A 24125-nucleotide genomic window follows, 5' to 3' on the forward strand; every position below is an offset into this window, starting at 1 on the left:
GGGACGCAGCCGCGCTAGAAGAACATGGGCGGCGCGTCCAGGACGGTCTCGTCCACGCGGCGCTCCTCCCACTGGGTGAATGCCTTGTCCAGCTCATACTTGCCGCGGGCCGTCCGCAGGAGCGTCCGGACCTCGGCGTTGTCCGGGTTGTTGAGGGATTCGAAGTATTCCACGGACCAGTGGAACCAGCGCATGCAGAAGAGGCGCATGGTCAGCCCGTGGGTCACGAACAGCGCATTCGGGGCGTAGCTCGGTTTGGACCAGTGCCGGTAGAGGGTCTCCATGAACGAGGAAATCCTGTCGTAGACATCGGAGCCGGACTCGCCTTCGCGGAAGCGGTAGAAGAAATGGCCATAGGCGTTGCGGAGTTCCTTCTGGTCCTCGATGTCACCGGCGATCTGGAAATTGGCCCAGTCCTGCTCCCGCAGCCGCGGCTCCTCAATCACCCGCTCCACCAGCGGACCCAGGTTGAGGGCCTCGAGGGTCTGGTAGGCCCGGAGGTACGGGGAGACATAGACGCACACCTGGCGGCCGTCCAGCTGCCGGCGCACTTCCTCGCCGGCCGCCCGGGCCTGCTCCACTCCCAGCGGGGTCAACGGGATCCGGTAATCCGGCACCCTGTTGTAGATCGACGTGTCGGCATTGGCCGCGGACTGGCCATGGCGGATCAGAATGATTTTCCCGGGCGCGCTCATAAGCCCCAGCATAGTTCCGGGCGCGCGGCCCGCCCGGGACGTGTGGCGGCATCAGGAAACTTTCGGCAAGTGCAGGCAAGATAGGACCATGTTGGTTCCCTCCCGCCGCCGGCTGCGGATCGAAGTGTGGATTGTCCTGGGGCTCTCGCTGGGCCAGTCCGCGGTCTATTCCGTGGTGCAGTTGCTGGACAAGATGACCAAGGCGCCGCTGGCGCAGGGGACGTCCACGCTGAACCGCTCGCAGAGCACCCGCGAATACTTCGACCTCACCTACCAGCTGCTGGACATCGTCTTCGCCCTGGTCCCGGTGGTCCTGGTGATCTACTTCCTGACGGAGCACCGTCCGGCCGGCGAGCACGGCACCTCGGCGTTCCGGAAGCTCGGCTTCAACTTCGCCAGGCCCGGCAAGGACCTGCTGCAGGGTGTGGGACTCGCCGCCATGATCGGGGTTCCCTCGCTGGGCCTCTACGCCGCCGGGCGGGCGCTCGGCATCACGACGGCGATCATCCCGAGTGCGCTTGACTCCTACTGGTGGACGGTGCCGGTGCTGGTCCTGTCCGCAGTCAGGCACGGCATCGTGGAGGAAGTGATCGTGGTGGGCTACCTGCTGGACCGGTTCGGCAAGTTCGGCTGGAGCATGCCCGTGGCGATCTTCGCCAGTTCCATGCTGCGCGGCAGCTATCACCTGTACCAGGGCTTCGGACCGTTCATCGGCAACGCCATCATGGGCGTCATCTTCGCCCTCATTTACACCCGGACCCGCCGTGTGATGCCGCTCGTGATCGCCCACGCCATCCTGGACACGGTGGCGTTCGTCGGCTTCAGCCTCTTCGGTAAGGCGATCGGCCTGGGCTGAGAGGGCGCCGCGTTGCTTAAAAAATATCGGCCGCCATCGATGGGTGACGTCATTGACACCTGCTGATGCCGGCCGAAGTGCGGGGCGGTCAGGGCCTCAGATGGTGACGGCTCCGGAGGCTGTTTCGAAGGTGACAGAGAGGATGCCGGGGGTGCCGTGCGGCGCGATCCAGTTCACGGCCACGTCTTCCAGCGGCTTCTCGACGGGTTCGCCGAGCCATTCGGTGACCCGTGCTGCCGAGCCGGCAATGGTCAGGGCCGACATCTTGACGTTGCTCTCGTAGGCGTTGGAGGGGTGAAGCGCCGGATCGCCCTCCCACTTGAGCATGTAGGGCACCTGGGGGTCGGCGATGAGTCCGAGGATGCCGATCTGCTTCCAGACCAGCTCGCGGCCGTCCGGGAACTTCCGGTTGCCGTTGGCGGCGGCGCGGCCCAGCCGCTCCTCGAAGGGGGCGAGGTCGTCGACCTCGACGCACCAGCCCATCCAGCCGCCGCCCGCTTCGGAGCGTGCACGGACTGCCTGGCCGAACGGGGCCTTGTCCGACGCCGGGTGGTTCAGGACCTCCACGACCTCCAGGTACTTGTGTCCCGCGAGCGGGATGATCATGTTGCGGGTCCCGAACCGGGGGTGCACTCCGCCCTTCACGGCTTCGACGCCGAGGGCAGTTGCGATTCGTTCGGTGGTGGCTGCCAAGCCATCGTGTTCACAGGCGTAAGAGACGTGATCCATGCGCATGCCCTCATCTTGGCACTTTGTGATGGAGCTCTCAGCTTAGGGTCCCCTAACCGTGGTGGGATGTCATTCGGGGTCCCTGTGCGGCGCGCCCGCTGGTGCCGCCAGTGCGCGGGTTCCAGTTCCCTGAGGCGCGGTTACAGCGCCCGTCATCTTCATTTTCGTCACAAAGCTATCCAGCGCCGGACGGGTCTTCCTAGACTGATGCCAGGTCATGAGTGCCAGCACACAGCCCCGGCTTGCTGGCCGGCAACCCTCGTATCGCGGTGGGGTGCCCCGGGTGAAGACCTGGCCGTCCGGCGCCCGCCGGAGGGCAAGCGCGGCGCCTGTGCCGTCCCGGACCGATGGTTCCGGGGGCGGGCTGTGCCCGGTTACTTGAGGAGCTCTCCAATGTCCAATGCCTGGTCCTTCGAAACCCGCCAGATCCACGCCGGCCAGGAGCCGGACAGCGCCACCGGCGCCCGGTCCCTGCCCATCTACCAGACGACGTCGTTCGTGTTCCCCAGCGCTGAAAGTGCCGCCAACCGCTTTGCGCTGGCCGAGCTCGCCCCGATCTACACCCGGATCGGCAACCCCACCCAGGATGCCGTAGAGCAGCGCGTGGCCAGTCTGGAAGGAGGACTCGCAGCCCTGCTCCTGAGCTCCGGCCAGGCCGCGGAGACCTTAGCAATCCTCAACGTCGCCGAGGCCGGCGACCACGTGGTGGCGAGCCCCAGCCTGTACGGCGGAACCTATAACCTGCTGGCCCACACTCTGAAAAAGTTCGGCATTTCCGTCACTTTCGTCGAGGACCCCGACAACCTGGCGCAGTGGCGCGACGCCGTCCGGCCCAACACCAAGCTGTTCTTCGGCGAGGTCGTCTCCAATCCGCGCCAGGACGTGCTGGACATCGAAGGCGTCTCGAAGGTGGCGCACGAGGCCGGTGTGCCGCTGATCGTCGACAACACCCTCTCCACCCCGTACCTGATCCGGCCGATCGAGTGGGGTGCGGACATCGTCGTGCACTCCGCCACCAAGTACCTCGGCGGCCACGGTACCGCGATCGCCGGCGTGATCGTGGACTCCGGCAATTTCGACTTCGGCAAGGACCCCGAGCGGTTCCCGGGCTTCAATACCCCGGACCCCACCTACAACGGCCTCGTCTACGCCCGCGACCTCGGCAAGGACGGCGCCCTGGGCGCCAACCTTTCCTACATCCTCAAGGCCCGGGTCCAGCTGCTGCGCGACCTCGGCTCGGCGGTCTCACCCTTCAACGCCTTCCTCATCGCCCAGGGCATCGAAACCCTGAGCCTGCGCGTCGAACGGCACGTCGCCAACGCCGTCAGGGTGGCCGAATGGCTGGAGGCGCGGGACGACGTCGAATCCGTCGCCTACGCCGGGCTGCCGTCCAGCCGCTGGTACGAGCGGGGCCGCAAATACGGGCCCAAGGGGACCGGCGCCGTCGTCGCGTTCAACATCGCCGGAGGAGCGGAGGCCGGCAAGCGTTTTGTCGACGCCCTGGAACTGCACTCGCACGTGGCGAACATCGGCGACGTCCGTTCCCTCGTCATCCATCCGGCGTCGACCACGCACAGCCAGCTGACGCCGGAGCAGCAGGAGATCGCCGGCGTCACCCCGGGACTCGTGCGGCTCTCCGTCGGGTTGGAGCACATCGATGACATCATCGCGGACCTCGACGCCGGATTCCGCGCCGCGAAGGGCGCCTAGGGACCCCCCGAATTCGCCGGAAACCGTCGACGTCGCCGTAAGGCCCGGGCGAACTCGTCGGTTTCCGGCGGTCTCGGTGTACAGGACGCAGTCCTGTCACATGGAAGTCACAATCTTGGCCATTCCCGCACCGGGTTTCGTAGACTCAGTGGAGGTCATGAGTGCCAGTGACAGCCCCGGCTTGCTGGCCGGCAACCCTCCATTTGCGGCGGGGTGCCCCGGGTGAAGACCTGGCCTGCCGGTCAGCTGACGGCGGGCAAGCGCGAAGTTAGGTCCTCTCATGACGATTGCCGTCACCCGCAGTGGTGTACCCGGAACCAAGCCCTCCGAGAACAAGAACGAGCCCGCAGCTCCCGTGCCGCCTGAGGCGGTGGTGGCCGACGCGGCGGTACCCGATGGCACCGTCCGGTACCTCCGGATCGGAGCCCTGGACCTCGAATCCGGCGGCCGGCTGCCGGATGTGGTCCTGGGCTATGAGACGTGGGGGACCCTGAGCGCGGACGCCTCCAACGCGGTGCTGATCGAACACGCCCTGACCGGAGACACCCACGTCACCCGCGGCGCGAGCGAAGAGCCCGGCTGGTGGGAACAGCTCGCCGGCCCGGGCGCTCCCGTGGACACGGACAAGTACTTCGTCGTCTCGATCAACATCCTCGGCGGCTGCTACGGCTCCACCGGGCCTTCGACGCCGGCTCCGGACGGGCGCCCCTGGGGCTCCAGGTTTCCGCTCGCCACCCTCCGGGACACCACCGCGGCCGAGGCCCGGCTCGCGGATGCCCTGGGAATCGGAAGCTGGTACGCGGTTCTGGGCGGATCCCTCGGCGGGGCGCGAGCCCTCGAATGGGCCGTCACGTACCCCGGCCGGGTCCGCCGCTGCGCCGTTATTTCCGTGGGCGCGAGCAGCACGGCAGAGCAGATCGCCTTCGCCCAGGCCCAGACCCTGGCCATCCGCCAGGATCCCAACTTCAACGGCGGCGATTACTACGACGGCCCGGAGCCGGAAGCCGGCTTGGCCCTGGCGCGCCGGATCGCGCACATCACCTACCGTTCTGCCGCGGAACTGGACGGACGGTTCGGCCGGAACGCCCAGGAATCCGAGGCGCCGCTGGAGGCCGGATCGGTGGCCGGCCGCGGCCGCTACCAGGTGGAAAGCTATCTGGACCACCAGGGCAACAAGCTGGTCCGGCGCTTCGACGCCAACAGCTACATCGCCATTACCGAGTCCCTTATGAGCCACGATATCTGCCGCGGACGGGGGGGCCTCGAGGAGGCCCTGGCGCCGGCCACCGCGGAGTTCCTGGTCGCGGCAGTGGACTCGGACCGGCTGTATTTCCCGGCCCAGTCCCGGGAACTCGCCGACGCCCTGCCGGGCGGGGCGGACCTGCACCTGATAGAGGCGCCGATCGGCCATGACGGCTTCCTGACTGAAATCGGGCAGCTGAGCGGGCAGCTCCGCCGGATCTTCTTCGCCTAGCGGCTGGACCGGCAGGTCCGCCATGCCCTGGTGCAGGACGCGCGGGTGTGCGTTTTTGCAGATATGCCTTGCACTAATGGCGGTTGAGGCCACGGGCGGGAGAGTCCATACTCGTGAGGAATGACGCGCCGTGCCCTACGTCACACGCGTCCTCAGTCCAATGGTCCACAGGGTGTCGATGGCGACGCCGAAGGAGTTCCAATGAGTATGGAAAAGGCCGCCGCAAGGCGCACAGCAGAGCCTGACGTCAATACGTCGGGACTGAAGAAGGTGGTTGCGGCCTCCATGGCCGGCACCGTCGTCGAGTGGTACGAATTCTTCCTCTACGCCTCCGCGGCAACGCTGGTGTTCGGCAAGATGTTCTTCCCCAACTCCAACACGGAACTGGACGGCATCCTTGCCGCGTTCCTCACCTACGCGGTCGGCTTCATCGCCCGCCCCATCGGCGGCATCGTCTTTGGCCACTTCGGCGACAAGTTCGGCCGCAAGAAGCTCCTGCAGCTGAGCATCATCCTCGTCGGTGTCTCCACCTTCCTGATGGGCTGCCTGCCCGGCTTCAAGGAGATCGGCTACTGGGCCCCGGCCCTGCTGGTGTTCCTGCGCTTCGCCCAGGGCTTCGCCGTCGGCGGGGAGTGGGGCGGCGCCGTCCTCCTCGTTGCCGAGCACAGCCCCAGCAAGTCCCGCGGATTCTGGGCCAGCTGGCCGCAGTCTGCCGTTCCTCTGGGCAACCTCTTCGCCACCGCCGTGCTCTTCATCCTGTCCTCCACGCTGTCCTCTGCCGATTTCCTCGGCTGGGGCTGGCGCGTCGCCTTTTGGCTGTCCGCCGTGATCGTCGCGGTTGGCTACTACATCCGCACCAAGGTCAGCGATGCTCCCATCTTCCTCGAGGCGCAGAAGGAAGTGGTTCTGGAAAAGAAGGGCTACGGCGTCGCCGAAGTCTTCCGCCGCTACCCCCGCGGCGTGTTCACCGCCATGGGCCTGCGCTTTGCGGAAAACGTCCTGTACTACCTCGTCGTCACGTTCTCGATCACTTACCTCAAGACCGTCGTCCACGCCGACACGAGCCGGATCCTGCTGCTCCTGCTTGTGGCGCACTTGATCCACTTCTCCGTGGTGCCGATGGTCGGCAAGCTCTCTGACCGGTTGGGCCGCAAGCCCGTCTACATGGCCGGCGCCGTCCTTGGTGCCACCTGGGGTTTCTTCGCGTTCCCCATGATGGACACCGGGAATGACCTCATCATCCTCGCCTCGGTCATCATCGGCCTGCTCTTCCACGCACTCATGTACGCGGGCCAGCCGGCCATCATGGCCGAGATGTTCCCGACCCGGATGCGCTACTCCGGTGTCTCGCTGGGCTACCAGGTGACCTCGATCGTCGCCGGCTCGCTGGCCCCGATCATCGCCGTTGCACTGCTGTCGCAGTACAAGTCCTCTGTCCCGGTGGCCATCTACCTGCTCATTGCCTGCGCCATCACGGCCGTCGCGGTGCTCTTCCTCAAGGAGACCCGCGGCATCTCGCTCCACGACGTCGACGCAGCCGACGCCCAGGGCACGGCAGACCTCCTCGCAGCCGGCAAGCGGTAGTCCCCGCCCGCCGGCAGCCACGCTGGCCGCGTCCGCACTGTGTGCGGGCGCGGCCAGCGTCTGTTTAACCCTGCCTCAGCCGGCGAGCACATCCTGCCGCTCCCGGACTTCGGTCCGGACCGCCTCAAGGACGGCCCGTACCGGGGCCGAGCGCAGCGATTCGGGCCGCGCCACGGTCCAGATGGGGAGCTGCCGCTGGAAGTCGTCCGGCAGTACGGGAAGGAATCCTGGTTTTCCGCACACCATGAAGTTGGGCAGAAGCCCGATCCCGGCGCCCCGCCGGACGGCTTCAAGCTGGGCGAAAATACTGGTGGCCTGGAAGCTTGACCTCGGCAGCGGAAGCTGAGTGGAGCGGTGGCCCAGCTCGGCCACCTGCAGCGCCGACTCCACGTAGGAGACAAAGCCGTGCTGGCGGACGTCATCGAGCGTTGCCGGAAGCCCGCGCTCCTGCGCATAGCGGGGGCTGGCGTAGAGCCGCAGGAAGTAGTTGCTGAGGAAGATGGCATGGGCGTTGCTGACGTCCATGTTGCCCACCACCACCTCGAGGTCCACGCCCGAGCGGTTCTGGCTGGCCTTGCGCGTGGCACTGAGCAGCTCCACGTTGAGCCGCGGGTTTTCGTGCTGCAGCCGGACGAGCGCCGGAGCCAGGAACTCCGCGCCGAAGCCGTCCGGCGTGCTGATCCGGACCAGGCCGGAGACTACATCCCCGGACTTGGCGATGCGGCCGGAGAGTGCCCCGAGGGTGTCTTCGATGGCCTCGGCCGCGGCGACAGCCTGGCCGCCAAGTTCGGTCAGTTCCCAGCCCTGCGGGCTGCGCTCAAGGGTCCGCCCGCCGAGCTGCTTGTCCAGGGCCAGGATCCGGCGGGAGATGGTCGTGTGGGTGGTGCCGAGCGTCTCCGCCACGGCGTTGAACCGGCCCAGCCGGGCAACTGTCAGGAGGATCAGCAGATCGTCCGGGCTGGGCAGGCGCCGCAGGTCCACGATGGTCCACCTCTCCGGACGACTCCATCGTCCCGTGCACGGTTATGTGCATTTTTGAACATGCTATCTGTGATTTTTCTCCTTGATTGCACTCTATCAGGATGTGATCCTTGACACTGGACGTTCCGGCGTTGGCCGGATCGTAGGGACACAAAGCATAGGAGCTTATGCCATGGCAGTTATCGCATGGATCGGACTGGGGAACATGGGCGGATCCATGTCGGTGAACCTGGCGAACGCCGGAAACGAGGTCCGCGGCTTCGACCTCAATGCCGAGGCTGTTTCCGCCGCTGAGGCCGGCGGCGTGAAGGCCGCCGGCAGCATCGCCGAGGCCGTCAAGGGCGCCGACGTCGTCTTCACGATGCTCCCCAAAGGCGAGCACGCCCGGGCCGTCTACCTCGGCGAGGACGGCGTCCTGGCCCACGCAGACACCCGGACCCTGCTGGTGGACTCCTCCACCATCGACATCGCCTCCGCGCAGGCCCTGCACGACGCCGCCGCTGCCGCCGGCTTCCGCTTCGTCGACGCGCCCGTCTCGGGCGGCATGAGCGGGGCGAAGGCTGCAACGCTGACGTTCATGGTCGGCGGCGAGGCCGGCGCGGTGGCCGACGCCACCGAATACATCCGCCCCATGGCCGCCAACATCATCCCCACCGGCGGCGCCACCACCGGCCAGGCCGCCAAGATCTGCAACAACCTGATGCTGTTTATCAACCTCGCCTCCACGGCCGAGGGCGCCGTCCTCGCAGACCGCCTGGGCCTGGACAAACAGGTCTTCTGGGACATCGCCTCCGTCTCCTCCGGCGACAGCTGGGCGCTGCGCACCTGGTACCCGGTGGCCGGCGTCGTGCCCACCGCCGCCTCGAACAACAACTTCGCACCGACGTTCACCGCAGAACTCGCCAACAAGGACATCGGCCTGGCCATCAGCGCCGCCAAGGACACCGGCACGCCGCTCGAAATCGGCGAGCACGTCCAGCAGCTCTTCCAGCGGCTCATCGACGCAGGCCAGTCCGGCACGGACTGCTCCGCGATCGTCAAGCTCGTCGACGGCTCGTTCGAGTCCGCCAAGTAACCCCCCCACTTTTTAGAAGGAGATCCTCCCCATGGAACGCATCCCGCACTTCATCAACGGCGCACTGGTGTCCGACGCCGAGCGCTACGGCCCCGTCTTCAACCCCGCCACCGGCGAGCAGGAAAAAGAGGTCGCCCTGGCGTCCGCCGCCCGCGTCGAGGAGGCCATCGAAGCCGCCCGCGCCGCCCTGCCCGGCTGGCGCGCCACGAGCCTGGCCAAGCGCACCACCATCTTCTTCAAAGTCCGCGAACTGCTCCTGCAGCGCAGGCCGGAGCTGGCCGCCCTCCTGACGAGCGAGCACGGCAAGGTCCTCTCCGACGCCGAAGGCGAGATCACCCGCGGCCTGGAGAACATCGAATTCGCCACCGGGCTCTCCCACATGCTCAAAGGGGAGCGCTCCGAACAGGTCTCCGGCGGCGTCGATGTCCACTCGGTGCGGCAGCCAGTGGGCGTCGTCGCCTGCATCACGCCCTTCAACTTCCCAGCGATGGTTCCGCTGTGGATGATCGGCAGCGCGCTGGCCTGCGGCAACACCGTGCTGCTCAAGCCCAGCGAGAAGGATCCGTCCTCCGCCGTCTTCATCGCACAGGTCTTCGCCGAGGCCGGCCTGCCCGCCGGCGTCCTCAACGTCGTCCACGGCGACAAGGAAGCCGTCGACGTGCTGCTCGACCACCCGGCCGTCAAGGCCGTCAGCTTCGTCGGCTCCACGCCGATTGCCCAGTCCATCTACAAGCGCGCCGCGGACCACGGCAAGCGGGTGCAGGCCCTCGGCGGTGCCAAGAACCACATGGTGGTCCTGCCGGACGCGGACCTGAACATGGCCGCCGACGCCGCAGTCTCCGCCGCCTACGGCTCCGCCGGGGAGCGCTGCATGGCCGTCAGCGTCCTCGTCGCGGTCGGCAGCATCGCGGACGGGCTCGTGGACGCCATCACCAGCCGGATGGCCACGCTGAAGATCGGCCCCGGCACCGACCCCGCCTCCCAGATGGGCCCGCTCATCACGGCCGAGCACCGCGACAAGGTGGCTTCCTATGTCGCCGGCGCCGCGAATGAAGGCGCCACCGTGGTGGTGGACGGCCGGGAACAGGAATTCGATTCCAAGGGCTTCTTCCTGGGCGTGAGCCTGATCGACCACGTCAAGCCGGGCATGAAGGTCTACGACGACGAGATCTTCGGCCCCGTGCTCTCGGTGGTCCGCGTCGAGACCTACGCCGACGCCGTCAAGCTCGTGAATGACAACGAATTCGGCAATGGCGTGGCGATCTTCACCCGCGACGGCGGCGCGGCCCGCCAGTTCGAGTTCGACGTCGAGGCCGGTATGGTGGGCGTCAACGTGCCCATCCCGGTGCCGGTGGGAACGTTCTCGTTCGGCGGGTGGAAGAATTCCCTGTTCGGCGACACGCACATGTACGGCCCGGAAAGCATCCGCTTCTACACCCGCGGCAAGGTCGTCACGACCCGCTGGCCGGACCCGTCCACCTCGGTGATCGACCTCGGCTTCCCCCAGGTCGACTAATCCCGCCGCTGAACCCCCTCCGCCAAAGAAACGCGGGGTCACTCGCGGCCCATCCACGTCCGGTTCATGGGCCGCGAGTGACCCCGCGTTGCCGGGAGTGGGGTTAGCCGTTCATGATCTCCGCGCGCTGGGCCATGTAGTCCTCCATGGAGAGTTCGCCGTTGCTGTAGCGCTGGTCCAGTTCCGCGAGCCGGCGGGCGCGGAAGCCCTGCGGGGCCGGCGGCGGGGGCACCTCGGGTCCGGCGGGTTGGGCCGCCGGCTGCTGCCACGTCGTCTGGTTCGGCTGGGGCGCGATCGGCTGAGCGGTCGGCGCCTGCCACGTCGGCTGTGCCGGCTGCCGGAAGCCGCCACCAAAGTAGTCCTGCTGCGAGTAACCGTCCCGCGGCTGGTTGTTCTGCGGGGGAGGGAACTGGCCGGGGTACTGGTTGCCGGGCTGGTCCGGGAACCCGCCGGGCAGGCCTTGGCGGCGGTTGCGGCCGTTGACGGATCTCCGGTACAGGCGACGGGCCGTCGGAACCAGGAATGTCAGGACGATGATCCAAAAGAACAGACTGCTCACGGTGCCGCGCCTTTCACAAAGTGTTCCTCCAGCTTATGCCCGGACCGGCTCATGACCGCACGGGTTCCCCGGCGCCCGGCGGGCCCTCGCCGGAACCCAGCGGGACGCCGGGACCGAACACCGGTCCCGGCAACGGGCGCTTCGCCGTGATGCCGTCCCCGGAGGAGCGGTGCCGGAGCCGGCGGACCACCCAGGGCACAAAGTACTCCCTCGCCCACACGAGGTCGCCGGAACGGGCCTCGCGCCAGCTGCGCTGCGGAAGGGGCTTGGGAGAGAGCGGCTCCAAGGTGTGCTGGACATTCAGCGAATCCAGCACCATGGCGGCGATCGTGTGGTGGCCCAGCGGCGAGAAATGCAGACGATCAACATCCCACATCTGCGGATCTGTGAGCTGCCGCAAGGACCACATATCTGCAATGACGGCGTCGTGGCGGGCCGCTATGGTGCGCAGGTTCTCGTTGTAAATCGCCACCTTGCTGCGGATCCGGCCGAGCACGGCGGAGCCGATGTCCGGGCCGTTGAACAGGACCAGCGTCGCACCGGCCAGGCTCAGGATCTGCACAACAGCGTCCAGTTTCTCCGCCAGCACGTCGGGATCGCCACCGGGGCGGATGAGGTCGTTGCCGCCGGCCGAGAGCGTGATCAGGTCCGGCTTGAGCGAGAGGCAGTGCGCCATCTGCTGGTCAACGACCTGCTGCAGGAGCCGGCCCCGGACCGCCAGGTTGGCATAGGCGAAGTCGTTGTGGCCGCGGCTCAGTTCCTCGGCGACCCGGTCCGCCCAGCCCCGGTGGCCGCCCGGGCTCGCCGGTTCGGGATCGCCGATCCCTTCCGTGAAGGAGTCACCCATGGCCACGTAGCGGGTCCACGGGTGGACAACGACGCGCTCTTCTGCGTTCTCCATGGCTTCGGTTTCGCTCACCCTCATATCCTGCACTGTTCGTGTAAAGCTACGCCATCGGAATTTGTTACTGATTGGTAACTGTAAGAATGGACCCATGACTCACGCCGATGCCTTCCCTGCCCCCGTTGTCCTGTGGTCCAAGCCCGAGGAGGCCCGGGCCGGCAAGCCGCTCCTGGTCCTGCTCCACGGCTACGGGGCCAACGAGCAGGATCTGCTCAGCCTGGCGGACATGCTTCCGGAAGACTTCGCAGTCGCCTCGGTCCGGGCCCCGATTGTCTCCGGCCCGGGCTACACGTGGTTCCCGCTGACGGCTTCCATCGACTACACGCTCGACGCCGTCAAGGACGCCGCAGTGTACGCGCAGGACTGGATCGACTCCGTGAAGGGCAATCACCCGTCGGTGACGCTGCTGGGCTTCTCCATGGGCATGGCTATGGCCACGACACTGCTGAGACAGCGCCCGGAGGACTTCGCCGCCGTCGTCGGGCTCTCAGGCTTTGTTGTGGACGCGGGTTCGGATCCGAGCTTCCGCGACGCCGACCTGAACGGAACCGTGCCGCTGTTCTGGGGCAGGGACCAGCAGGATCCGGTGATTACCCCGGACAAGATCGAGTACACCATGGGCTGGGTGCGCAAGCACGTGAAACTCACCAAGGTGCTGTACGCCGGCATGTGGCACGGCATCAACCAGCAGGAAATCGGCCACGTCTCGGAGTTCCTCACCCACGTGGTGCTCAACGGCAGAAAATAGCCGCGGCGGCCGCGCCGTCAGGAACGACCGGGGCCGCTAGGAACCGGCGGGCGTGCTGATCCGCACGGTCTGCCCGTTCACGGTGATTGTGTCGCCGTGGTGGAGCTGGCGCCCGCGCCGGTCGTCGATCTCGCCGTTGACCTGGACGAGGCCGTTTTTGATCAGTTCCGCAGCCTCCACGCCGTCCTCAACCAGGTTCGCCAGTTTCAGCAGCTGGCCGAGCCGGATCATGTCGTCGCGGATGGGGATGTCTTCAATTTCCGGGTTGCTCATATAAGCAATGATGCCTGACGTAAGGTGACAGCCATGACCCACACACCCCGGCTCCCGCTCATTGCCGGTCTTCCCCTGGCAGTGGCTGCCGGGCTGTTCATCCCAGTCCAGGGAAGGATCAACGGCGCTCTTGGCGCCGCCCTGGCGGACGGAATCGCCGCCGCCGTCGTCAGCTTCACCACCGGGCTGGTCCTGATGATCGCCGTTTCCCTGGCCTTGCCGAAGGGCCGGACCGGTCTGGCGCGGATCATGCCGGCCGTCCGGGAACGCCAGTTTCCGCCTTATTACGTGCTGGCCGGCTGCATCGGGGCCTTCTTCGTCTTCGCGCAGTCCTTCACCGTGGGACTGCTGGGCGTGGCGTTGTTCACCGTCGCGGCGGTGACCGGACAGACGCTCAGCGGCCTCCTCGTGGACCGGATGGGCATGGGGCCCGGCGGCAAGAAGCCGGTCACCGGCATCCGGGTCATCGGTTCCGTCCTGACCATTGCGGCCGTCGCCTGGGCAGTGTCCCCGCGCCTTGCTGGTTCAGCAGCCATGGGCCGGGACTCCGGCGTCGGGCCGGTGCTCCTGGCTGTCCTCCTCCCGGTGCTTGCCGGCTTCCTGATGAGCTTCCAGCAGGCCATGAACGGGACGGCCACCGTCCACTACGGCACCCCCATTGCCGCGACACTCGTGAATTTCATCGCCGGCACAGTCCTGCTGTGGATCGCGTGGCTGATCAAGCTGGCCGTCGCCGGTGCCGGAAACCCGCTCCCCGACCAGTGGTGGTACTACCTCGGCGGTCCGATGGGCGCGGTCTTCATCGGCGTCGGCGCGCTCCTCGTCCGCAGCCTGGGGGTGCTGGTCACGGGACTGGGCATGATCGCCGGACAGCTGCTGGGTTCCCTGGGGCTGGACCTGGCCTTCCCTGTGCCCGGCACCGTGGTGGCTGTGCCCACGGTCCTCGGCACCCTCCTGACCCTCCTCGCCATTGTCCTCGCCACCCTGCCCTGGCCCAGGGGAGCCCTGAAGAGGTAGCAGGCCGGTAGGCTGGGAGTTCGCATACCACCCTTTCGCAGCGCCCCGTCCGGCAACCAGCCGGGAGTCCGGGGCTGAAACCACGGACCGCACCCAGCGGCCCTGTAGAAATTGGAGTCACCATGGCAGCAAAATCCGTCCTCGACCAGATCATTTCCCTCGCCAAGCGCCGGGGGTTCGTTTTCCAGGCCGGTGAAATCTATGGTGGCTCACGCTCCGCCTGGGACTACGGGCCCCTCGGTGCCGAGCTCAAGGAAAACATCAAGCGCCAGTGGTGGCAGTCCGTGGTGCGCGGCCGTGAGGACGTGGTCGGCCTGGACTCCTCCGTCATCCTGCCCCGCCAGGTCTGGGAAGCGTCCGGCCACGTCGACGTCTTCTCCGACCCCCTCGTGGAGTGCCTGTCATGCCACAAGCGCTACCGTGCGGACCACCTCGAGGAGGAATACGAGGAGAAGAAGGGCCGTCCCGCCGAGAACGGGCTCAAGGACATTGCCTGCGCCAACTGCGGCACCCGCGGCCAGTGGACCGAGCCCCACGAGTTCTCCGGCTTGCTCAAGACGTACCTGGGCCCGGTAGCCAGCGAGGAAGGCCTGCACTACCTGCGCCCGGAAACGGCCCAGGGCATCTTCGTCAACTTCAGCAACGTCCTCACCACGTCCCGCAAGAAGCCGCCCTTCGGCATCGGCCAGATCGGCAAGTCCTTCCGCAACGAGATCACGCCGGGCAACTTCATCTTCCGCACCCGCGAGTTCGAGCAGATGGAGATGGAATTCTTCGTCGAGCCCGGCACGGACGAGCAGTGGCACCAGTACTGGATGAAGGAACGCATGTCCTGGTACACGGGTTTGGGGATCCGTGAGGAGAACCTGCGCTTCTTCGAGCACCCGCTGGAAAAGCTCAGCCACTACTCCAAGGGCACCACGGACATCGAGTACCGTTTCGGCTTCCAGGGCTCCGAGTGGGGCGAGCTCGAGGGCATCGCCAACCGCACGGACTTCGACCTCACCACGCACGCCAAGGCCTCCGGCGCGGACCTGAGCTACTTCAACCAGGCCACGAACGAGCGCTACACGCCGTACGTGATCGAACCCGCCGCCGGCCTGACGCGCTCTTTCATGGCCTTCATGATCGACGCCTACACCGAGGACGAGGCCCCGAACGCCAAGGGCGGCGTCGACATCCGCACCGTCCTTAAGCTCGATCCGCGCCTGGCGCCGGTCAAGGCCGCCGTGCTGCCGCTCAGCCGGAACGAGGACCTGTCCCCGAAGGCCAAGGACCTCGCCGCCCAGCTGCGCAAGAGCTGGAACATCGAGTTCGACGACGCCGGCGCCATCGGCCGCCGCTACCGCCGCCAGGACGAGATCGGCACCCCGTTCTGCATCACCGTGGACTTCGACACCCTCGAGGACCAGGCCGTCACGATCCGTGAACGCGACACCATGAGCCAGGACCGCGTCTCCCTGGACAAGGTGGAGGGCTACCTGGCCGCACGCCTGATCGGCGCCTGATTATGGCGATCGAATACCGCGAATGGCGTGAGGGCGACGACCACGCGCTGCTGGAAATCTGGGGTGGCCCGGAGACGGTGCAGGCCGGGCAGTTCCGCGGCACGCTGGCACCCTCGGGCAACGCCCCGTGGCGCCGGTGCATCGTGGCCGAGGACGTCGTCGACGGCGTGGGCATCCCGGTCGCCGCCGGGGTCGTCCATGAGGCGTCGTTGCATCCGCAACGGCTCTGGGCCTACATTGAGGTCGCCCGGGACCACCGCCGCACCGGCGTCGGCTCCACCCTGCTGACCATGCTCCGGCACGAGGCCGCACAGTCGCCGTCGGGAATCTCCCGGCTCCGCTGCAAAGTGGAACCGGGCACTCCCGGCGCGGCCTTCGCCGAGGCGGCCGGCCTGGCTCCGATCCAGCGCTCCCGCCTCGTGGTCGTGGAACCGGCGGCGCTCAAGCTGCCCGTCTTCGGTGACGGGTCCGAGTCCGCAGCCTCCGACCAGGTGGAGGACCTGGCCACAGGCTCGGTCGAACTGAGCGACGTCGTGGGGCGCTACTACACAGCCGTGCACAGCTGGGACAGTCCCGGGGAGCTCAGCATCGCCACCGTGCAGCGCCTGTTCCTGGATGACCTCAGCGGAGCACACGGCGCGATCGTGTTGCGGGCTCCCAAGGCCAGCGCGTTCGGTCACGGCGTCCTGGCCAGCAGGAAGGGCCGGCTGGAGGCCTTTGCGATCAGCTATGCGCAGGGTGCCGGCCAGGACAAGGCAGGGGAGGGCGCGTCCGCCGAACCCACTGATGTGTTCCTGGGCCACGAGCCGAAGCTGGGCGCGAAGGAGGCCGAGGCCGCCGTCCGCGACCTCCTGGCCCTGATTGCCTTCCAGCACCCCGTCCTGCTGGAACTGGACGACTCCATGACGGCCCTGCGCGCCGTCGTCGAGCCGCTGCTGGACAGCGGAAGGGCCCGGGTCCTTGGCGCGGAAACCCTGGTCGTCTCGGACCCGGCGTAGGCGCCGCGTAGCCCCTTAACGCAACTGACCCGCAGTAGTGAATACTGCGGGTCAGTTGGGCTTAAGGGGTGTTACTTGGGCATCACCGGGGGAACGAAGCCGAACGTCATCCCCAGCAGCCACACCAGCAGCAGGACCACCGGAAGGTGGAAGATGAACTGCAGGAACGTGAAGCCCACCAGGTCGCGTGCGCGCAGCCTCAACACTGCCAGCAGAGGCAGCATGAAGAACGGATTGACCAGGTTCGGCAGGGCCTCGGCGATGTTGTAGATCTGCACCGTCCAGCCGAGATTCATGTGCACATCAGTGGCGGACTGCATCACGTAGGGCGCCTCCACAAGCCACTTGCCGCCGCCGGACGGGACCAGGATGCCCAGCGCGGCGGTGTAGAGCGCAATCACGACGGCGAACCCGCCGCCGCTGCCGATGTCCGAGAAGAACGCCGCCAGGTGCGTCGAGAGGGACATGCCCCCTGTTCCGGTGGCCTTGGTCAGGATCGCCGCCATCGCGGCGTACAGCGGGAACTGGACCAGGATGCCGGCGGTCGCGGGAACGGCCTTCGTCACAGCCTGCAGGAAGTTCCGCGGCGTGCCGTGCAGCACGAGGCCCAGGATGAGGAAGACCAGCAGGTACCCGTTCAGGCTGCTGACCACGCTCAGGAACGGCTTGGTGAGGAACTGCGAGACGAGCCAGCCCAGGGTGAGGACCCCGGCCAGGACCGGCAGGATGATGCTGTATTCGAGCCATTCGCCGGGGCGGGAGCGCGGGGCCGGGGCGCCGGGCGCGTCGTCGAGGTCCACGCCGAGGTCCTCGGCGGTGCGGATCGCGCCGCCCTGGGGAGCGGAGAAGTGCGCGATCACCGTGGTGAGGGCCATCAGGATGGCGAGGGTCAGCAGCGACTGCCACGTGAAGATCGTGGTGCCGAAGTCGAGGATCCCGGTGATTTTCAGCAGCGCCGGCGGAAGGGACGAGGCCGTCGCCTGCAACTGCGCGGCAGATGATGAGAGTCCCAGCGCCCAGACGGCGCCGAGGCCCATGAACGCGGCCGCACCGAGCGCGCGGTAGTCCACCGTGAGGTCCCTGCGGCGGGCAATCGCGCGCGCCAGCAGGCCGCCGAAGATGAGGCTCAGGCCCCAGTTGAGGAAGGAGACCGACATGGACATCAAGGCCACGAAGCTCACGGCCGTCCGGGCGGTCGAGGGGATGAGGGCGAGCCTGCTGATCAGCCGTGCCACGGGCGGGGAGGTAGCCACGACGTAGCCCGTGAGTACCACCATGGCCATTTGGAGGGTGAAGGCGGTCAGGTCCCAGAAGCCGTTGCCGAAGGAGTCCGCGATCGACTGTGGAGAAGCACCGATCGCCAGCGCGGCCAGGGCGATGATGACGACGCCGGCCAGGGCGAAGATGTAGGCGTCAGGAAACCATTTCTCGGTCCACGCCGCCATGCGTTGGGCTATCCGGGCGAGACCGCGTTCTTCGATCCCGTTCTTGGTCACGACTGTGCTTGCCACAGGTGTCCCTCTCCATTGAGTGCGATTTTGTACCCGATGGAGCTTAGCCAAGACGACGGCGGGAAGCGGGCTTATCGACGCCGGCCCCCGGCGCGCCGGGGGCCTTCCGCCGCGTCCAGCCTCTGCCGCTCCTCTTCGGTGGGCGCGCCGCCGCCGAGGTCAGCTGGCATCCACCAGGCGCCGGGCGGGGGCGCCAGCGGAAAGTCCGCGATGGCGGCATCGATGCCGGCCTGCAGCACTTGGCGCAGTTTGTCGGTGGCTGGCTGGGCGTCCTGGGCGGGGCCGGGCAACGCGTGCGGAGGTATCGGCTGGCCCACATGGATGCGGACCGGCGCGCGCCAGGCGCGGCGCGGGGAAAATCCGTGGTGCCGGGTCATCAGCCGGTGGGCGCCCCAGATGGACACCGGGATGATCGGCACCCCGGCCTCGGCGGCCATGCGCACGGCACCGGTCTTGCATTCGCGGACCCGGAAGCTACGGCTGACGCCCGCTTCCGGCAGGATCGCGATGTACTCGCCTTCACGGAGCTTGGAGACGGCCGTATCGTAGGCCCCGCTGCCGGAACCGTAGGGCACCACCACGTGGCCCGCGGCGCTGACGGCGGGCCCGGCGAACCAGTGGTCGGCCGCGCCCTGGGTGATCAGGTAGCGCATCTGGGCGCGGCTGTTCCACCACAGCAGCAGTTCGGCAAACGCAAAGTCGAGGTAGCCGAAGTGGGTGATGGCGACGACGGCCCCGCTGCCGGGCGTCACGCGCCGGGACGAGCCGTTGAGGGGTTCGGGCGGCGGAAGGTGCTCCTGGCCCGTGATGCCGACGCGGATCCGGAACAGCCGGTGCAAAGCCAGCCCGGTGCGGATGATGAAGCGGTAAAAGCGGTCGCTGGGCTGTGGCCGCCAAGGCATGTCAGCGCCCGCCGGTCCGGTGCCGCGGAGGCAGCGGGATGAACCCCGAGGTGGACTCCACGTATTCCTTGTAGCCGGGCCGGGCTGACATGGCCTTTTCCGTCAAGGGCTTGCCGGTCTTTCCCGCCAGCGTCCAGATCATCAGGGCGGGGGAGAGGACGGTCAGCACACCGGGCCAGGACTCGGCGGCCACGAGGAAGAGTCCCGCCCATACTGCGGCATCACCGAAGTAGTTCGGGTGCCGGGTGTATCGCCAGAGGCCGGTGTCCAGGACGGTCCCGCGCTTCGACGGATCGGCCTTGAACCGTGCCAGCTGCCAGTCGCCGACTGTTTCGAACACGAAGCCCAAGATCCAGAGGAGAACTCCGAGCAGCGCCAGCCATCCTAGGCCTCCCGTACTGAACATGCCCACCTGGATGGTGAGCGAAACGAAGAACATGACGACGCCCTGGGGGAGGTACACCCGCCGCAGCGCGTAAACGTTCCGGGAACCGGGCGCCGGGGATAACATGTCCACGTACCGGGGGTCTTCGTGGCCGCCGCGGGCCCGGACGCCGATGTGGGCGGCCAGCCTGATGCCCCACACCGCGACGAGCGCCAGGAGCAGCAGGCGGCGGCCGGCGTCGCCGTGGCCTGCGGAGAGCAGCCAGGAGACGGCGGCCACCACCACAAAGCCCAGGCCCCAGACGGTGTCGATGACCGAATGGCGGCTCTGGCGCACGGCGATCCAGAAGGTTCCAGCCAGCAGCGCCACCAGGGCCGCGGCCACCCACGGCAGGCTGGAGAGGAAGGCATCAAGCGGGAACTGCGGCATCAGGGAGTCCAATCACGGGACGAGGGAAGGGCCCGGAGGGGTCGGACCTGTGACAGCGCCGGGGCATCACAACACCAGCGGCAGGGCGGTGCCGGTCTCGGGCAGGATCCTGCGGAGCGACTCTCTGCTTTTCTGGAGGTTGCTCGTCTGCAGGTCGGCGCCGGCGTCCGATCCGAAAGCATCCAGGATGAAGCCGGTAGCCAGAGAGTTCCACAAAGCCACCCGGCGGAACATGAAGTGCCCCGCACCCTTGAGGGCAACATAGTCGACCGACCCGGCGACGCCGTAGGCCCGCCGGGCGTAGGCCAGGGAGTTGCCCGGGCTGGTCCAGCGGTCCTCGCTGCCATGGACGATCAGGACGCGGCGGCCGGCCACGGGCACCACCGGCGTTGCCGCGCTGAGCCAGGGAGCCAGTGCGACGACGGAGTCCACCTGGGGGTCATCTGCGACGCACAGGGCGGTGAGCCCGCCCATCGAGTGGCCCAGGAGATACACCGGAACCCCCGGATGTTCCCGGCTGATGTGCGAGAGTGCCCAGCGGGCGTCCTGCACGGGGGACATGTCCTCCCCGTTCCATCCGCGGTAACGGTTCCGGAGGGTCCAGACCGCCAGACCGTGTGGGCCGCCTTGGGTCCGCAGGGCCTGGGCGAAGGGCAGCATCCGGGCCGGGCTCAGGTGACGGCCGCGGACCGGATCGTAGCTGTCGGCCCGTCCGCCGTGCAGGACCAGGGCGATGCCGCGGGTCTCTCCGACCGCTTCGGCAATCGTCAGGACGGCCCTGACCGTGGGCCCCGGGCCTGAAGACCCGGTTCCACGGTCGTCGAGTTTGCGCATCGCCACGCTGGTGTCCTCCCCGTTTTTGTCCGTCAATTACCAACCATAAGATGCGCCACCGGCACGTCAATGTGTCGGTCTATACATGAGTCAATGCATCGGCCGCTGCACCGGCCGCTGCGGGATATTAAACCCCCGCCGGGCGCCCGACATTCCCCGGTTCGACGGGAAGCGCCTACCCTGCATTCGGAGCCACCCGCCCGGGCGATTGCTGCTGCGGCGTTATCGGCTGTGAGGGCCTTCCTGGCGTTCGCCCTCGGGCCGCCGGTGCCGTTCCTGCCCGAGCAATGGCACGGCAAGTCCGTGTGCGTGGTGGTCGGCATGTGGACGGGGGATCCCGCCGAGGGCCCCGGCCGCTGGCAGCCGCTCCTGGACGTCGCTCCCGTTGCAGGTTCCCTGCTGGGACCCATGCCCTATCCGGCCCTGAACGGGGCCTTCGATCCCTTGTTGCACCAGGGCCTCCAGGGCTACTGGAAGGCGAGCTTCCTCGCAGAGCTCAACGACGGAGCCGTGCAGCGCGTCGGGCCGACGGAGACGGCGCTCGCGAACCGGAATATGAAGTTCGCCCCGGTGGTTGCCGGCATGTGGGAAGATCCCGCAGACAACGAGGCCAACATCCAATGGGTACGGGACTATGCCGCGGCCCTGCGCCAGCACTCGGAGCCCGGCGCCTACGTCAACTTCATGGACTGGGATGACCAGCCCATGGTCGCGGGGAACTACGGGGCCAATTACGGCCGGCCGAGCGCCATCAAAGCCAAATACGATCCCCAGAACTTTTTCCACATCAACCAGAACATCCCACCCGGGCAGGCCGGATAGGGCCCGGCGCCGCAGTCCCGGGAAACGCGCCGGGCCCGGGGACCGCCGTCCGGAACTGGGGCCCGGATATCCACATAGCCGGCCCGGATCCGCCCGATTTGCCCGGCTTTGAGACAATGGACGGGTGACTGTCGTAGCAACGCCTCCCGCCCCCAAGCTGGAACTCCCGCCCCTGAAGCTGGGTCCCATCACGGTAGACACCCCCGTGATCCTGGCTCCCATGGCGGGGATCACCAACTCCGCTTTCCGCAGGCTCTGCCGTGAGTACGGCGGAGGACTGTACGTCGCCGAGATGGTCACTTCGCGTGCCCTCGTGGAGCGCACGCCCGAATCGCTGCGCATCATTTCGCACGACGACGACGAGAAGGTCCGCTCCGTCCAGCTCTACGGCGTGGACCCGGTGACGGTCGGACAGGCCGTCCGCATGCTGGTTGAGGAAGACCGCGCGGACCACATCGACCTCAACTTCGGCTGCCCGGTCCCCAAGGTGACGCGGCGCGGCGGCGGTTCCGCGCTGCCCTGGAAGACGGACCTCTTCACCTCGATCGTGCAGACTGCCGTGAAGGAAGCCTCCAAGGGCAACGTTCCGCTGACCATCAAGATGCGCAAAGGCATCGACGATGACCACCTCACCTACCTCGACGCGGGCCGGATCGCCCGCGATTCCGGCGTGGCCGCCGTCGCCCTCCACGGCCGCACCGCCGCACAGTTCTACTCCGGGCAGGCCGACTGGTCCGCGATTGCCCGGCTGCGCGAGGCCCTGCCGGACATCCCGGTGCTCGGCAACGGCGACATCTGGTCCGCCGAGGATGCCATCCGCATGGTCCGCGAGACCGGCGTCGACGGCGTGGTGGTGGGTCGCGGCTGCCAGGGCCGGCCGTGGCTCTTCGGCGACCTCATGGCCGCCTTCGAGGGCAGCGACCAGCGCCACAGACCGGACCTGCGCCAGGTCGCGGCGAGCGTCTACCGCCACGCCGAACTGATGGTCGAAACCTTCGGGGACGAAGGGAAGGCCCTGCGCGAGATCCGCAAGCACATTGCCTGGTACTTCAAGGGCTACGTGGTCGGGAGCGAATTGCGGACCAGGCTGGCGCTGGTGACGAGCCTTGAGGTGCTGCGAGAGACCCTGGACCAGCTGGACCTCGATTCGCCGTACCCCGGGGGCGACGCCGAGGGCCCGCGCGGCAGGGCCGGCTCGCCCAAGAAGCCGGCCCTGCCCAAGGACTGGCTGCTGGACCGGACCATGGACGCCGCACAGTCGAGGGACATCTCCTTCGCGGAACTGGACGTCTCCGGTGGCTGAAACCAGGACAACCGCCCCGGTCCTTGACGGCTACGTGGCGCGCGACTGCGCCCGCTGGGTCGAGGAACCGCCCAAGAGCACCTACCGCTCTGACTTCGAGCGCGACCGCGCCCGGGTCCTGCATTCTTCGGCACTGCGACGGCTCGGTGCCAAGACCCAGGTCGTGGCACCGGACACCGACGACTTCGTCCGCACCCGGCTGACCCACAGCCTCGAAGTGGCCCAGGTGGGCCGGGAACTGGGCCGCGCCCTGGGCTGCGATCCAGACGTCGTCGACACGGCTTGTCTCAGCCATGACCTCGGCCACCCGCCGTTCGGCCACAACGGCGAATCGGCACTGAACGAGGTCGCGCACGCCATCGGCGGGTTCGAAGGCAACGCCCAGACCCTGCGCCTGCTGACGCGGCTGGAGCCCAAGGTCCTGGCGGCGGACGGCCGGCCCGCAGGGCTCAACCTGACCCGCGCCAGCCTGGACGCCGCCGCCAAGTACCCCTGGTCGGCCGAGAACGCCCCCGTCATCCACGGGCAGCGGACCAGCAAGTTCGGCGCCTACGAGGACGACCTGCCCATCTTCGACTGGATCCGCGAGGACGCCCCCGGGCGCCGGTCCTGCCTCGAAGCCCAGGTCATGGACCTCGCCGACGATATCTCCTACTCCGTGCACGACGTTGAGGACGCGATCGTGGCCGGCCACTTCCAGCTGCGCTGGATGGACAACCCGGACCACCGCGCCCGGGTGGTGGGCTACGCCAAGCAGTGGTACCTGCCGTACAACGACCCCGCCGCGATCGACGCCGCCCTCGGCCGGCTTGAAGCCACGAGCGTCTGGGTGCGGGAGGCCGACGGCAGCCGCAAATCCATGGCCGCATTGAAGGACATGACCAGCCAGCTCATCGGCCGGTTCTGCCAGAGCGCACTCGAAGCCACACGCGCCGTCTACGGGCCGGAGAACCTGACCCGCTACAACGCGGAATTGATTGTCCCGGACGGGACCGTGATGGAAATAGCCGTGATGAAGGGCCTGGCCACCACCTTCGTGATGACCACCGAGCACCGGCAGCCCATCTACGAACGCCAGCGCGAGGTCCTGCACGCCCTCGTCACTGCCCTGAGCGCCACCGAAGACCGCCATCTCGAGCCGATGTTTGCCGCGGACTGGCGCGATGCCGGGGACGACGGCGCGCGGTTGCGTGTCGTGATCGACCAGGTCGCATCGCTGACGGACGGCTCAGCGCTGGCCATGTACGAGCGGCTGGTCGGCAGCCTGCCGTCGTTGTGGTGAAGTGCGGTGGTGACGGGCGCCATGGCCGCC

General features: G+C 67.6%; 23 protein-coding genes and 2 riboswitches. Of the genes, 13 read left to right on the forward strand and 10 right to left on the reverse strand.

Annotated elements, in window-relative coordinates:
- Positions 1-14 precede the first annotated feature (14 nt).
- Complete coding sequence (locus tag AC1DCZ_RS01125; RefSeq protein ID WP_476973019.1) at positions 15-695, reverse strand: histidine phosphatase family protein; 681 nt, start codon at positions 693-695, stop codon at positions 15-17.
- 88 nt (positions 696-783) lie between these two features.
- On the opposite strand from AC1DCZ_RS01125, the gene AC1DCZ_RS01130 reads away from it, so the two are divergent.
- Entirely contained in the window at positions 784-1551 is a 768-nt protein-coding gene (locus tag AC1DCZ_RS01130) for a CPBP family intramembrane glutamic endopeptidase (RefSeq protein WP_476897178.1), read from the forward strand.
- 96 nt (positions 1552-1647) lie between these two features.
- Here AC1DCZ_RS01130 and AC1DCZ_RS01135 read toward each other — a convergent pair whose 3' ends face one another.
- The gene (locus AC1DCZ_RS01135; RefSeq protein ID WP_476897179.1) at positions 1648-2286 is read right to left on the reverse strand and encodes a VOC family protein; all 639 of its coding nucleotides are present in this window, start codon (positions 2284-2286) and stop codon (positions 1648-1650) included.
- Between the two features lie 207 nt (positions 2287-2493).
- A riboswitch (SAM riboswitch) is annotated at positions 2494-2609 on the forward strand.
- Positions 2610-2673: 64 nt separating this feature from the next.
- Here AC1DCZ_RS01135 and AC1DCZ_RS01140 point away from each other — a divergent pair.
- The 3 genes from AC1DCZ_RS01140 to AC1DCZ_RS01150 all read left to right on the forward strand — a co-directional run bounded on the left by AC1DCZ_RS01140 (position 2674) and on the right by AC1DCZ_RS01150 (position 7048).
- Positions 2674-3990, forward strand: a complete 1317-nt coding sequence (locus tag AC1DCZ_RS01140) for a bifunctional o-acetylhomoserine/o-acetylserine sulfhydrylase (protein WP_476973020.1) — start codon at positions 2674-2676, stop codon at positions 3988-3990.
- Positions 3991-4143: 153 nt separating this feature from the next.
- A riboswitch (SAM riboswitch) is annotated at positions 4144-4259 on the forward strand.
- 11 nt (positions 4260-4270) lie between these two features.
- Positions 4271-5464 (forward strand): homoserine O-acetyltransferase MetX, encoded by a 1194-nt coding sequence (gene metX, locus AC1DCZ_RS01145; RefSeq protein ID WP_476973021.1) that lies wholly within the window; start codon positions 4271-4273, stop codon positions 5462-5464.
- A gap of 201 nt (positions 5465-5665) precedes the next feature.
- The gene (locus tag AC1DCZ_RS01150; protein ID WP_476973022.1) at positions 5666-7048 is read left to right on the forward strand and encodes an MFS transporter; all 1383 of its coding nucleotides are present in this window, start codon (positions 5666-5668) and stop codon (positions 7046-7048) included.
- Between the two features lie 75 nt (positions 7049-7123).
- Here AC1DCZ_RS01150 and AC1DCZ_RS01155 read toward each other — a convergent pair whose 3' ends face one another.
- Positions 7124-8023 carry a LysR family transcriptional regulator gene (locus AC1DCZ_RS01155; protein WP_476973081.1) on the reverse strand — a complete coding sequence of 300 codons (900 nt, stop codon included), beginning with the start codon at positions 8021-8023 and terminating at the stop codon, positions 7124-7126.
- A gap of 178 nt (positions 8024-8201) precedes the next feature.
- On the opposite strand from AC1DCZ_RS01155, the gene mmsB reads away from it, so the two are divergent.
- Positions 8202-9104 (forward strand): 3-hydroxyisobutyrate dehydrogenase, encoded by a 903-nt coding sequence (gene mmsB, locus AC1DCZ_RS01160; protein ID WP_476973023.1) that lies wholly within the window; start codon positions 8202-8204, stop codon positions 9102-9104.
- A gap of 31 nt (positions 9105-9135) precedes the next feature.
- On the forward strand, positions 9136-10620 hold the full coding sequence (locus AC1DCZ_RS01165; protein WP_476973024.1) for a CoA-acylating methylmalonate-semialdehyde dehydrogenase: 1485 nt from the start codon (positions 9136-9138) through the stop codon (positions 10618-10620).
- Between the two features lie 103 nt (positions 10621-10723).
- Here the strand turns inward: AC1DCZ_RS01165 and AC1DCZ_RS01170 are convergent, their stop codons facing one another.
- Together AC1DCZ_RS01170 and AC1DCZ_RS01175 are read right to left on the reverse strand one after the other, a co-directional pair.
- Complete coding sequence (locus tag AC1DCZ_RS01170; protein ID WP_476973025.1) at positions 10724-11179, reverse strand: SHOCT domain-containing protein; 456 nt, start codon at positions 11177-11179, stop codon at positions 10724-10726.
- Positions 11180-11228: 49 nt separating this feature from the next.
- Positions 11229-12104 carry an SGNH/GDSL hydrolase family protein gene (locus AC1DCZ_RS01175; protein WP_476973026.1) on the reverse strand — a complete coding sequence of 292 codons (876 nt, stop codon included), beginning with the start codon at positions 12102-12104 and terminating at the stop codon, positions 11229-11231.
- 70 nt (positions 12105-12174) lie between these two features.
- Between AC1DCZ_RS01175 and AC1DCZ_RS01180 the strand changes: the two genes are divergently transcribed.
- Positions 12175-12831 (forward strand): alpha/beta hydrolase, encoded by a 657-nt coding sequence (locus AC1DCZ_RS01180; RefSeq protein WP_476973027.1) that lies wholly within the window; start codon positions 12175-12177, stop codon positions 12829-12831.
- A gap of 36 nt (positions 12832-12867) precedes the next feature.
- Here the strand turns inward: AC1DCZ_RS01180 and AC1DCZ_RS01185 are convergent, their stop codons facing one another.
- Positions 12868-13104 carry an RNA-binding S4 domain-containing protein gene (locus tag AC1DCZ_RS01185; RefSeq protein ID WP_476973028.1) on the reverse strand — a complete coding sequence of 79 codons (237 nt, stop codon included), beginning with the start codon at positions 13102-13104 and terminating at the stop codon, positions 12868-12870.
- Between the two features lie 33 nt (positions 13105-13137).
- Here AC1DCZ_RS01185 and AC1DCZ_RS01190 point away from each other — a divergent pair, with 33 nt between their 5' ends.
- From AC1DCZ_RS01190 to AC1DCZ_RS01200, 3 genes are all read left to right on the forward strand, one after another.
- Positions 13138-14121, forward strand: coding sequence for a DMT family transporter (locus AC1DCZ_RS01190; protein WP_476973029.1), 984 nt, complete (start codon positions 13138-13140; stop codon positions 14119-14121).
- A gap of 122 nt (positions 14122-14243) precedes the next feature.
- Positions 14244-15629: a glycine--tRNA ligase gene (locus tag AC1DCZ_RS01195; RefSeq protein ID WP_476895146.1), complete on the forward strand. Its 1386-nt coding sequence runs from the start codon at positions 14244-14246 to the stop codon at positions 15627-15629.
- A 2-nt stretch (positions 15630-15631) separates the two neighbouring features.
- Positions 15632-16627 (forward strand): GNAT family N-acetyltransferase, encoded by a 996-nt coding sequence (locus AC1DCZ_RS01200; RefSeq protein WP_476973030.1) that lies wholly within the window; start codon positions 15632-15634, stop codon positions 16625-16627.
- A gap of 71 nt (positions 16628-16698) precedes the next feature.
- Here the strand turns inward: AC1DCZ_RS01200 and AC1DCZ_RS01205 are convergent, their stop codons facing one another.
- From AC1DCZ_RS01205 to AC1DCZ_RS01220, 4 genes are all read right to left on the reverse strand, one after another.
- Complete coding sequence (locus AC1DCZ_RS01205) at positions 16699-18138, reverse strand: short-chain fatty acid transporter (protein ID WP_476973031.1); 1440 nt, start codon at positions 18136-18138, stop codon at positions 16699-16701.
- Positions 18139-18209: 71 nt separating this feature from the next.
- Positions 18210-19040, reverse strand: coding sequence for a lysophospholipid acyltransferase family protein (locus tag AC1DCZ_RS01210; protein WP_476973032.1), 831 nt, complete (start codon positions 19038-19040; stop codon positions 18210-18212).
- 1 nt (position 19041) lies between these two features.
- Entirely contained in the window at positions 19042-19854 is an 813-nt protein-coding gene (locus AC1DCZ_RS01215; RefSeq protein ID WP_476973033.1) for a DUF1295 domain-containing protein, read from the reverse strand.
- A gap of 66 nt (positions 19855-19920) precedes the next feature.
- On the reverse strand, positions 19921-20724 hold the full coding sequence (locus AC1DCZ_RS01220; protein ID WP_476973034.1) for an alpha/beta hydrolase: 804 nt from the start codon (positions 20722-20724) through the stop codon (positions 19921-19923).
- Between the two features lie 195 nt (positions 20725-20919).
- Between AC1DCZ_RS01220 and AC1DCZ_RS01225 the strand changes: the two genes are divergently transcribed.
- The 3 genes from AC1DCZ_RS01225 (at position 20920) to AC1DCZ_RS01235 (ending at position 24095) form a co-directional block, all read left to right on the forward strand.
- Positions 20920-21510 carry a BBE domain-containing protein gene (locus tag AC1DCZ_RS01225; protein ID WP_476973035.1) on the forward strand — a complete coding sequence of 197 codons (591 nt, stop codon included), beginning with the start codon at positions 20920-20922 and terminating at the stop codon, positions 21508-21510.
- A 124-nt stretch (positions 21511-21634) separates the two neighbouring features.
- On the forward strand, positions 21635-22813 hold the full coding sequence (dusB, locus tag AC1DCZ_RS01230; RefSeq protein ID WP_476895141.1) for a tRNA dihydrouridine synthase DusB: 1179 nt from the start codon (positions 21635-21637) through the stop codon (positions 22811-22813).
- Positions 22806-24095, forward strand: coding sequence for a deoxyguanosinetriphosphate triphosphohydrolase (locus AC1DCZ_RS01235; RefSeq protein WP_476973036.1), 1290 nt, complete (start codon positions 22806-22808; stop codon positions 24093-24095). The genes dusB and AC1DCZ_RS01235 overlap by 8 nt, the downstream gene beginning before the upstream one ends.
- Positions 24096-24125 lie beyond the last annotated feature (30 nt).

The organism is Arthrobacter sp. 10N418 (assembly GCF_056394725.1).